A 9,787-nucleotide genomic window follows, 5' to 3' on the forward strand; every position below is an offset into this window, starting at 1 on the left:
GGCAAGAAGGATCAGATGAAGGGGCGCGCTCCTTCCTTCAGCCCTTCCCAGCCGGCAAGCGCCTGAAGGCCATCTGCGTCGAGGATTTCGCAGCCCTTGTCCTGCCAGCGCATCAGCGTGCGGTCGGCAAGCTTGCGCAACGTCTTGTTGGTGTGGACGAGCGAGAGGCCGAGCGTATCGGCGACATGCTGCTGCGTGATGGGAATGACCCGCCGCCCGCCATTGAGACCAGCCGAATGGGCACGCTGGTGGATGAAGGAGAGCAGGTAGGCCGTGCGCTCCAGCGCCGAGCGCCGGCCGATGGAGAGCAGGTGCTCGTCGAGGATGCGCTCCTCGTGCGCGGCGATCCAGGTGAGGTCATAGGCGAGCGAGGCATGGCGCTCGAACAGTTGCTCCAGCTTCGCACGCTCGAAGACGCAGAGCGTGACCGGCGTCAGCGCCTCGACGGAATGGTCCATCTCGCCCATCAGGCTTCCCTGCAGGCCGATGAGATCGCCCGGCAGGAGATAGTTCATGATCTGCCGGCGGCCGTCCGGCAGAAGCTTATAGCGGAAGGCCCAGCCCGACAGCACGGTGAAGAGATGGGCGCTGTGCATGCCCTCGACGAGGATCGTCGCGCCGCGTTCGCTGGAAAGCTCGCCGCTCTTGAACTGCGAGACGAAATCCAGTTCCCGCGCCGAAAAATCCCGGAAGGTCGAAAGGCTGCGCAGGGGACATTGCTGACAGGGCGTGCGCCACCTGGCTTTCTGATTGACCGCCGCACCATCCGCCATCATGCCCCCGCCTGTCCCGTTCCTGCCCGGCCCCCCGCGGGCTGGCCCGGAAAACGCCGCGCGGGCGCGGTTGTTCCATCGCGGGCACGCTATGTCTTTTTTAAATGACATGTCCGCGGGGCCGGGCCCACAGTCCGCCTCCCGAACCGCCGCCATATCCGGCGGTTCCACATGGACGAGGAGTGCGGCGCCATGGACCATTCACTTCCGCACATCTTGATCGCCGAACGCGAATTCCTGATCGCGCTCGACGCGGAATACCTGATCAAGGCGGCATTGAACTGCCGGACGACCCTGCTGCGGCCCGAACAGCTCGATCAGTGGGAGACGGCCATGCTCGCCGATGTCGATCTCTGCCTGCTCGACGTGCCGCTCGATGCCGCACAGATCAGGGAGCGCGTCGAACGCCTGGTGGCGAACGGCGTGCCGCTGCTCTTCACGACCGTCGGCGACAACCATCGCGACGGCGTCGAAGGCTTCGAGGTCATCCCCGTCCTCATGAAGCCCCATGATGGCGAGACGCTGGTCGCGCATGTCACGGGCCGGCTGCGGCAGAAGCCGCGGCCGGCCGGGGAAGCATATCAGAACTGACGGCCGAGCCTGGCATCGACCGAATGGCCGTTCGCGCCGCGGATCACGAAATAGAACATGATCAGCGCCCACAGGATGGACTTTTCCGCGCCCATCAGGCCCTCGGCCCGCACGATGCCGTGGAAATAGACCGTGACGGCGAGCACGATCATCGCCGCAAAGGCGGCCGGGCGCGTGAAGAGGCCGATCGTCAGCAGAATGCCGCCGAAGAATTCGGTGGCGGCAAGAAGCGGCGACCAGAAGGCACCGGGATAGAAACCGAGGCTCTCGACCATGCCGCTGGCGCCGAAGGGGTTGAGGATCTTGCCGTAACCGTGCGTGACGAGCAGCGCGCCGGCAGCGACGCGCAGGATCGTTTCCGCGCTTTCGCCGAGCGCGGCATAGAGGCCGCCGAGCGAGGGGATGATGAGGCGGGGGCGGTTGCCAGCAAGCTCTGTCATGGGATCTCCTGTGGGTATGTTGCAGTGCACCACGTCTCCTCCAGGAATCGGGTTGCAACAAGATGCCCGCCAACAAAACATGATGAATTCAGTTGACATTTCTGTGAGGAGGCCGCGAGCGGGCGCGTGCCAAGAGGGCGCGGCTGCTATATGCTTTCGCCATCGCTCAGGAGGTGACCATGACCGGGGAAAAGCCGCGCGTTTCCATTCTCTACTGTACCCAGTGCAACTGGCTGCTGCGTGCCGGCTGGATGGCGCAGGAGCTGCTTTCGACCTTTTCCGACGGGCTCGGCGAGGTGGCGCTCATTCCCGGCACGGGCGGCAATTTCGAGATCCGCGTCGGCGCGGCGCTGGTCTGGGAGCGCAAGCGCGACGGCGGTTTTCCCGGGCCGAAGGAACTGAAGCAGCGCGTGCGCGACATCATCGAGCCGGGCCGCGACCTGGGCCACGTCGACCGCACCGCTGACAGCGACCAGGGCTGAAACGAAAACGGCGGGCCGAGGCCCGCCGTCCGTCAGGCGCGTCTCGTCGTGCCTATCGATAGGGCGAATAGCACAGGCGATAGACACCCCCGCCGGCATGATAGCGGTTGGTGTAGGGATCGTAGGTGCGGTAGCGGTTGGCACACCAGTTCACATGCGCCCGGCGCCCGCCATAGTGGCGCGGCCGCTCGTAGCGCGGGCGATAATAACGCCGCTCATAGCTGTAATTCGGACGATGGTGGCGGCGATAGTAACGGCGGTCGCAGCCATAGCCGTAGCAGAACTCCACCTGCGCCTTCGTGACGTCGCTTTTCGTGTCTACCTTCATGTCCGGCATGGCGAGCGGAACGGCCTGGGCAGCACCCATGGGCGCGATCGCGGAGGCTATCCCCATCGCGCAGCCCAAAACGAGATTTCGAAACTTCGACATGTGATCCTCACTGTTCTGGCGGGATTTTTCCCTGTCACGTCCCTGCTTTGCATTACGTTCACCCATTTTGTTTTATTCATGTCGCCTCCTTCACGGGATCGAACCGCAAGAGGCATGAGGTGACTGCATGAGTCTGAAATTCGGAACCAGCGGCCTGCGCGGCCTGTCCGTGGATCTCGAAGGGCCGGCCACCGCACTTTACGCCACCGCCTTTGCCCGCCACCTGCTCGCCGCCGGCCTCGCCCGGCAGGGTGACGAGATCCTGATCGGCCGCGATTTCCGCGCCTCCAGCCCGGCGATCGCCGCCATCGCCATCGCGGCGCTCGGCAAGGCGGGCCTTTCCCCGCGCGATTGCGGCGCGCTGCCGACGCCGGCGCTGGCGCTGCTCGGCCTTTGCCGCAAGGCGGCCTGTCTGATGGTGACGGGCTCGCACATTCCCGCCGACCGCAACGGCATCAAGTTCTACCGGCCGAACGGCGAGATCGACAAGGCGGACGAGGCCGCCATCACCGCCGCCGCCGAGGCGATTCGTGCCGAGGGCCTCGCCTTCGACGCCGCGCAGGAAACCGCCGACGACCTCCACGACGCCGCCTTGGCGCTCTACACCGCCCGCAACCGCGCGCTGCTGCCCGAGCAGGCGCTGGCCGGCCTTCGTATCGGCGTCTACCAGCATTCGACGGTGGCGCGCGACCTCTTCGTTTCGGTGCTCGTCCATTACGGCGCGGATGTCGTCGCGCTCGGCCGGTCGGAGGACTTCATCCCCGTCGATACCGAGGCCGTTTCCGCCGAAACGATCGCCCTCCTGCAGGACTGGGCCGCGCAGCACGGGCTTGCCGCCATCGTCTCCGCCGATGGCGACGGCGACAGGCCGCTCGTCACCGACGAGACCGGAACGCCGCTGCGCGGCGACCTCCTCGGCCTCATCGCCAGCCGCTTCCTCGGCGCGACCGCGATCGCGACGCCCGTCACCTCCAATTCGGGCATCGAGGCCGCCGTGTCCGGCACGGTGCTGCGCACCCGGGTGGGATCGCCCTTCGTGATCGCCGCCATGAACGAGGCCGTCGCCGCCGGCGAAACGGCCGTCGCCGGCTTCGAGGCCAATGGCGGCACGCTGACGGCGACGCCCTTCACCGTGAACGGCCACGCGGTGGTCGCCCTGCCCACCCGCGACAGCCTGATGCCGGTGCTCGCGGTGCTGGCGCTTGCGGCGGCGGAAAACCGGCCGCTGTCCGAAATCGCCGCCGGCTTCGCCCTGCCCGCCGCGGCCAGCGACCGGCTGGAGAACATGCCGGTGGAGGCCAGCGCCGCCCTGATGGCGGAGCTGCGCTCTGGCGCCGGCGCGCTTTCCGTCTTCCTGGCGCCGATCGGCGTGCCGGCCAAGGTGAGCGACATCGACGGGCTGCGCGTCACGCTGGAGGACGGCAACGTCATCCATTTCCGCCCCTCCGGCAACGCGCCGGAAATGCGCTGCTATGTGGAAGCCGGGAGCGAAGCCGCCGCCGCGCGGCTGCTTGCCGCCGGGCTGGACCGGATTCGTGCCTTCGCCGCGAGCCACTGAACATTTGCCCTACCCGAAAACCCGCCGCGCGCTTTCGTGGGAAAGATGTTTTTTGCCAAGCCGTTGCAAAAACTTCAAAAAGCCTGTTGACACCGGCAGGCGGTCCTTCTACATGCCTCTCCGTCGCCCAGATGGCGGAATTGGTAGACGCGCCAGCTTCAGGTGCTGGTACTCGAAAGGGTGTGGAGGTTCGAGTCCTCTTCTGGGCACCAAATTCCAAAGCAGTTTTGCTTGTAGATCAGGCGCTTAGGTGGAACACCCTAGGCGCCGATCCACCTTTTGGCCCACCTTTCAGCGCTCGCTTAGCCTAGATCACGGTTTCGTTATCGACGCGGCATGTTGCGTCGTCAGCGATGCCACCGGGAATTTGAGTGTAAGAAGACCGGTAGACGCCGCGCCCTGCATCCCGAGTTGCGACCATTGCCGTGAGAAGACCCCAATGGGCGCGCGCAGGGGGCATCTTGTCGGCCTATGCCCCTCGCCCTATCCTCTCCGCATGCCAATCACCGAACCTCGCGAGGAAGCTTCGGGACTAAGGGGGCAGAATATGTGCGGCCGCTTCACGCAGATGCTGTCATGGCGGGAGCTCGTCTCGCTCTACCGCCTGACCGACAAGTATGTGATCCGCAACACCGAGGCGCGCTATAACATCGCCCCAACGCAGACCGTCCCGTTTGTCCGAATTGATGATGACGGCAACCAGGTCGTCGATGACGGCCGGTGGTGGCTCGTGCCTCACTGGGCCAAGGAGATGCCCAAGGCCGCGATGTTCAACGCGAGGATCGAGACCGTTGATACCTCGCCGGCATTTCGGGACGCCTTCAAGATGCGCCGATGCCTTATTCCCGCGGACGGCTTCTATGAATGGACCAAGGCGGAAGACGGCGGCAAGGATCCGTGGCTTATCCAGATGCCGGGGGAGCGACCTTTCGCCTTTGCCGGCCTCTGGGCCCATAACAGCAAGCTCGACGTTACCAGCTGCACCATCATAACGGCGCCGTCGATCGCACCTATCAGCCAGATTCATGACCGGATGCCCGTCATCCTCGATCCTGACGTTTTCGAAGGCTGGCTGAATCCGGCAACGCCGAAAGAAAATCTGAAGGGCATCCTGGGGCACCATCTGGACGGCCAGATGCAGATGCACCGGGTCAGCCGGGACATCAACAGCTCCCGCTTTACCGGGCGGCCGGCGCCGATTATAAATTCCCTCTAGGGGAACAATCGATCCGGCCCTGCATTTCCGAGCCCGTTAGTTATATCTCTACCCTCCGCTGATGCGGGGGCATTGCTGCATGGATTTTTCGTGAAAGACAGCATGCATTGGGCATTTTGGGACAAACCAGTCACGATCGAGACCGCCACCCCCGGTCAGTATCGAATTGTCTCCAGCGCCGCAGAAGCGGCCCTTCTTTTACTCGGGGAATGGCCAATCGATGAAAGCGAGGCGTTCGTGACTGCAAAGTCCATGTGCTTGCTCGCTTTGGAAGGCACGACTCCGCCTGAAAAGGCGAGGGAGGCATTTTTAGCGGCGGCGACTGAGGCCGGCGTATTTGTGAGAGCTTGAATGGCCGGGATGCTATTCGGCTCGGTTGGGGATGGCGACAAGGACGAGGACGATGACCGAAGTACTGGACGAGGGGCCGTTCTTTCACGGAACAGTCGCGGATTTACGCGTTGGTGATTTCCTCACCGCAGGGTGGCGATCGAACTATCGCCCCGAGGTGATTATGAACCACATCTACTTCACTGCCATTGTGAATGGTGCTGGGCTAGCCGCTGAAATCGCGGCGGAACTCAACTCGGGCGGCGCCGTCCCGCGTGTTTACGTCGTGGAGGCCACCGGAGCATTCGAGAACGATCCGAACGTGACCGACAAGAAATTTCCGGGCAATCCCACTCGGTCGTATCGCAGCAGCGCACCACTCAAGGTCGTCGGCGAAATCACCGATTGGACGAGATTGACGCCTGAAACCCTAGAAATGTGGAGAGAACGACTGGCGACACTGCTCGCAGACGAGCGAAACGAAATCATCAACTGAGGAACGGAGTGGTAAATGGCACTCTCATGACAAAATGACCGGATTTTGAAAGCAGGCGGGCGCCATGAGAGCTACGGTGGGCTGGCCTTCCCCAAGTTGGTAATAAGGAAGGCCCTGCCCCTGCGGTGGGTCCGTGCGGGCGTCGTCTCTGAACTTCGAAATAGGAGGCGGCGCCTGCGTAGGCACGAACTGCTTTCGTGAGCGTTCTCCACTCCCTGGGCCCTGTAAAGTCTCCGTTGCGGCGGTGCCATTTTGTTTGCCAACCGTACCGCTTTTCCTGAATCTGACCTTTCGGGCCCCGGCCATATCCGGCTTAATGCGAGTGCGGCCTTTCATAGGCCCTCCCAGCGGCACCTAGCCAATCTGCCGCATCATTTTGCCCCGCCTCGGCGGGGCGTTTTTTCATCTACGAGTTGGAACTTCATGCGCGGCCCACGGTTACCTGTGCGCCTCCGCGACGGTCCCTCGTGGGGTCTTGGGTGGGGCGGGCTTTCTAATTCAGCAGATGGCCCGCCTCTTTCTCTCCCGACAGGAACCTTCTGATTTCGAGGAAGTTGTCGCCGCGAGAGGTGTCCATGCCGCGATTTTTCTTTCACATTCGAGATAGCGATAGCTTTGAGATCGATCCGGAAGGGGTTGAATTCGATAGCGTCGAGGATGCCATCGTCGACGCTAAAGCAGCAGCCAGGGAAATGATGGCCGAGATGTTGCGGGCCGGTGAGCCGCTCGACGGGCAGCGCTTTGAAATAGCCGACGAGTGCGGTCGGGTGATTGAAATCCTCCCCTTCCGCTCGGTGCTGAATCTACAGTAGCCCATCTCTCATGGCGGATCTCCCCGTCGCTTATCGAGATCCGCCAGCAGCATTTCATACATGGCGATCCGGCGCCTTGCCTCGGCAGTAGCATCGTTCTCGCAACGCAGCGTCTTTTCAGTGCCGCCGTCGCGAATGCCGTTGTGCTGCAGATCGAGTATCGTTTCCTCGTTTTTTATCATCCGGCGGAGGCGGGCGCGAACATCCATATCAACCTCAAAACCAATGCCATGCCATCCAGAAGCAGGCGTAGGCCGCTATGCCGATGACAAAGCAAAGCGCGACTTGTCGAGCCATGACGCAAACTCCTCCGGTTCGATAAAGCAGGATGCAACGGCAGGGCGCAGGAGTCGAGTGCAGGTCACCGGGTGAGCCGCACGCGGTTGCCGCCGGTATATTCGATACACCTCTCGTATTCGAGGCTGTCGAGCGCGGTAACGATTTGATGCTCGGTGAAGCCCGCCGCAACCAGGGTCGGGCCGACGAGGTAAAGGTCGATCGGATGGTCCGGCGTGCATCCCGCGGCGATCAGCTCGGCCATCACGGCTTCCTTGCATCGTTGATGGGTGGTCTGGTTCGCGTCTTCCATCGTCATTTCCCGAAAAATCTCATCCCATCCCAAATGTAGGGCGGGATTTCGGAAGAAGCACGCAGGGCCTGTTAATACCCTGCTTTAGCAGGGGTCAGACGGTCGGCGCCCCGCTCGCGATAAATGTCTAGCCTGGAGTGAGCACCATCCCTCCACGCCTAGACTTCGCGTTTCGCGGCTTCCTTGCCCCCGGTTCGGGTGCCACGTACCATGGTGTGCTTTGAGGAGGGACGGCAGGATATGCTTGACTGGTCAAATACGGCGATCAACGGCTTGTCGCTGGCCGGCATCGCGTGGGATTTCTCTGGAGCAGTGGCCCTTTCACGCGGTTGGTTCTTCGTAAGTGACGCCAGACTAAAGCGGCAAGCCGCCTCTGCATGGGGCACCAACCCGGCCACGGCTCGTGCATTCGCAGAGACGCGATTGGACACCCGGTTCGGTCTGGGCCAACTCCTTCTGGGCTTCGGAATGCAATTTGTGGCGTCGGCAGGCTTCAGCATTTCGCCTGGCATAAGTTCTCTTGCCATAGGAGTAATACCGGTAGCGTGGACGGTCTATCTCGTGGGATATCCCTACCGGGTTATCCGGAACGGGCTTCGGCTCAGCGTGAGCAGCGATGCGGCGGAGTCGACGTGGCGCAAGCATTACCTGGATATGCCGGATCTATTGTGGAACCGCGTGCTGGTGAATGAAGGCATTGAGTTTAAATATAAGGTCCCACCCGGGCCGAAGCATCCGACGAATTGATTGGAGGGAGGAATGGGCACCGCGTGTCAGATGTTCGGCAGATGGTCGGCCGATGAACTGCGCGCGGCCGCCGACATTGCCAAGGAAAAGAGCGTAGGCATTCGCCTTCAGGCTGACGGATCAATATCCATTGGGATTGTCCCGCCACCATTTCAGCCCAGCGAGGCGGATGCCGCTGGAATCAATAGCGCTACTAAGACGGCGCAGGTCTTCTCCCCTGCTACGCTTGCGAAGCGATGGCATTGCTCGGACCAATCCATTCGAAACATGGTAGCGACTGGGCGGCTGGCGGGATTCAATCTGGGCGGCAAACTTCTTCGCATCACCCGCGAGGAGGTAGAACGGATCGAAAACTCAGCCTCGAACGTCCTTGAGGCCCCCGCCGTACCCGAACCGATGGAGCCGCCTCCTAATGCGCCACTGCAAAAAAAGGAACGGATCAAGAGGCTGGATAACCCACTCACGCGCGCACGGGTGAAAGCTCTACGCGATGGCAGGGGATAGCGCAGTGTCTAGGTTTCGCGACACTCTGGCATATCCTCCTCGCGGCATGTCGCGGGAGGAGGCTGCTAGGTATATCGGCGTCGGAACGACAAAGTTTGACGAAATGGTCGCCGACCGTAGGATGCCGACGCCCAAGCGGGTAGATGGCCGCGTGATTTGGGACCGCGTGGCCCTTGATGCGGCATTCTCTGACCTTCCCAATGAGCCCGAGAACAGGATCGACGCAATCCTAGCTCGCAGGAAAGCAGACTCGACTCCTGCGTGAATAAGTGCTTCCTTTCCCGAAAAGGGAGAGGGGCATGGGGATGTCTTGGGGCCGGGGGCTTGTCGCCGCCGCGTTGTCGTTTGCGTTGACCGCTTGCACTACTTCGACTTCGCAAATGCAGAAAGAGCCGCATAAGGTAAGCAAGGCTGCATTGTGCCGCTCGTACGTCGAGACGCGAGACGAAGGCCTGCGCTACCAAATTCACTCCGAATTGACGAAGCGAACGATCAATCCGGCCTCTTGCGGCGATATGGTACGTCAACAGAACCAGGCAGCCGCCGCGCTCGTAGCGGTGGCATTGGTCGGCGGCGCCGTAGCGTATTGTGCAAACCATCATTGTGGCGGTGGAGCGGGGTACATCGAAGATTACGCTTGGGATCAGTTCAGCAGCCCCAACGCCTATGGCTTACTGTGGGCATGCCGGTCGAAAATGACCGGACAGTTTGCAGACAACTATCGATGCTCCGGGGAGCCGATGCACGACCTCACATGGCCGGGATACTCGGTCTAACACCAAGCGTTTTCATCCGATATCATGGACGCAGAGCTCCATG

Annotated in this window: 15 protein-coding genes and 1 tRNA gene; 11 read left to right on the forward strand and 5 right to left on the reverse strand. The window is 62.1% G+C overall.

From position 1 onward, the window contains the following. Window positions 1-11: 11 nt before the first annotated feature. Entirely contained in the window at window positions 12-773 is a 762-nt protein-coding gene (locus tag AB3G45_RS24935) for a Crp/Fnr family transcriptional regulator (protein WP_367833671.1), read from the reverse strand. A 192-nt stretch (window positions 774-965) separates the two neighbouring features. Here AB3G45_RS24935 and AB3G45_RS24940 point away from each other — a divergent pair, with 192 nt between their 5' ends. Beyond that, window positions 966-1,364: a hypothetical protein gene (locus tag AB3G45_RS24940; protein WP_367833087.1), complete on the forward strand. Its 399-nt coding sequence runs from the start codon at window positions 966-968 to the stop codon at window positions 1,362-1,364. Here the strand turns inward: AB3G45_RS24940 and AB3G45_RS24945 are convergent. Continuing rightward, window positions 1,355-1,804 carry a DoxX family protein gene (locus tag AB3G45_RS24945; protein WP_367833088.1) on the reverse strand — a complete coding sequence of 150 codons (450 nt, stop codon included), beginning with the start codon at window positions 1,802-1,804 and terminating at the stop codon, window positions 1,355-1,357. The two genes, AB3G45_RS24940 and AB3G45_RS24945, sit on opposite strands and share 10 nt — an antisense overlap. Before the next feature lie 179 nt (window positions 1,805-1,983). Between AB3G45_RS24945 and AB3G45_RS24950 the strand changes: the two genes are divergently transcribed. Beyond that, window positions 1,984-2,286 (forward strand): SelT/SelW/SelH family protein, encoded by a 303-nt coding sequence (locus tag AB3G45_RS24950; RefSeq protein ID WP_367833089.1) that lies wholly within the window; start codon window positions 1,984-1,986, stop codon window positions 2,284-2,286. Between the two features lie 52 nt (window positions 2,287-2,338). On the opposite strand, the gene AB3G45_RS24955 is transcribed toward AB3G45_RS24950, so the two are convergent. Further along, window positions 2,339-2,716, reverse strand: a complete 378-nt coding sequence (locus tag AB3G45_RS24955; RefSeq protein WP_367833090.1) for a BA14K family protein — start codon at window positions 2,714-2,716, stop codon at window positions 2,339-2,341. A gap of 127 nt (window positions 2,717-2,843) precedes the next feature. Between AB3G45_RS24955 and AB3G45_RS24960 the strand changes: the two genes are divergently transcribed. The 6 genes from AB3G45_RS24960 to AB3G45_RS24985 all read left to right on the forward strand — a co-directional run bounded on the left by AB3G45_RS24960 (window position 2,844) and on the right by AB3G45_RS24985 (window position 7,128). Continuing rightward, on the forward strand, window positions 2,844-4,274 hold the full coding sequence (locus tag AB3G45_RS24960; protein ID WP_367833091.1) for a phosphomannomutase: 1,431 nt from the start codon (window positions 2,844-2,846) through the stop codon (window positions 4,272-4,274). 125 nt (window positions 4,275-4,399) lie between these two features. Further along, window positions 4,400-4,486 (forward strand) — tRNA-Leu (locus AB3G45_RS24965). 335 nt (window positions 4,487-4,821) lie between these two features. Beyond that, window positions 4,822-5,490 (forward strand): SOS response-associated peptidase, encoded by a 669-nt coding sequence (locus AB3G45_RS24970; RefSeq protein WP_367833092.1) that lies wholly within the window; start codon window positions 4,822-4,824, stop codon window positions 5,488-5,490. A 90-nt stretch (window positions 5,491-5,580) separates the two neighbouring features. Continuing rightward, window positions 5,581-5,841, forward strand: coding sequence for a DUF982 domain-containing protein (locus tag AB3G45_RS24975; RefSeq protein WP_367833093.1), 261 nt, complete (start codon window positions 5,581-5,583; stop codon window positions 5,839-5,841). A 52-nt stretch (window positions 5,842-5,893) separates the two neighbouring features. After that, window positions 5,894-6,316, forward strand: coding sequence for an NAD(+)--rifampin ADP-ribosyltransferase (gene arr / locus AB3G45_RS24980; RefSeq protein WP_367833094.1), 423 nt, complete (start codon window positions 5,894-5,896; stop codon window positions 6,314-6,316). A gap of 575 nt (window positions 6,317-6,891) precedes the next feature. Beyond that, on the forward strand, window positions 6,892-7,128 hold the full coding sequence (locus AB3G45_RS24985) for a hypothetical protein (RefSeq protein WP_367833095.1): 237 nt from the start codon (window positions 6,892-6,894) through the stop codon (window positions 7,126-7,128). An 8-nt stretch (window positions 7,129-7,136) separates the two neighbouring features. Here the strand turns inward: AB3G45_RS24985 and AB3G45_RS24990 are convergent, their stop codons facing one another. Next, window positions 7,137-7,337: a hypothetical protein gene (locus AB3G45_RS24990; protein WP_367833096.1), complete on the reverse strand. Its 201-nt coding sequence runs from the start codon at window positions 7,335-7,337 to the stop codon at window positions 7,137-7,139. 152 nt (window positions 7,338-7,489) lie between these two features. Then, window positions 7,490-7,717, reverse strand: coding sequence for a hypothetical protein (locus tag AB3G45_RS24995; protein WP_367833097.1), 228 nt, complete (start codon window positions 7,715-7,717; stop codon window positions 7,490-7,492). A 240-nt stretch (window positions 7,718-7,957) separates the two neighbouring features. Between AB3G45_RS24995 and AB3G45_RS25000 the strand changes: the two genes are divergently transcribed. The 3 genes from AB3G45_RS25000 to AB3G45_RS25010 are packed head-to-tail and all read left to right on the forward strand — an operon-like array spanning window position 7,958 to window position 9,233. Further along, window positions 7,958-8,464 (forward strand): hypothetical protein, encoded by a 507-nt coding sequence (locus AB3G45_RS25000; RefSeq protein ID WP_367833098.1) that lies wholly within the window; start codon window positions 7,958-7,960, stop codon window positions 8,462-8,464. A gap of 12 nt (window positions 8,465-8,476) precedes the next feature. Next, on the forward strand, window positions 8,477-8,968 hold the full coding sequence (locus AB3G45_RS25005) for a hypothetical protein (RefSeq protein WP_367833099.1): 492 nt from the start codon (window positions 8,477-8,479) through the stop codon (window positions 8,966-8,968). Then, entirely contained in the window at window positions 8,955-9,233 is a 279-nt protein-coding gene (locus tag AB3G45_RS25010; RefSeq protein WP_367833100.1) for a hypothetical protein, read from the forward strand. The genes AB3G45_RS25005 and AB3G45_RS25010 overlap by 14 nt, the downstream gene beginning before the upstream one ends. Window positions 9,234-9,787 lie beyond the last annotated feature (554 nt).

The organism is Shinella sp. S4-D37 (assembly GCF_040812195.1).
Classification (GTDB): domain Bacteria; phylum Pseudomonadota; class Alphaproteobacteria; order Rhizobiales; family Rhizobiaceae; genus Shinella.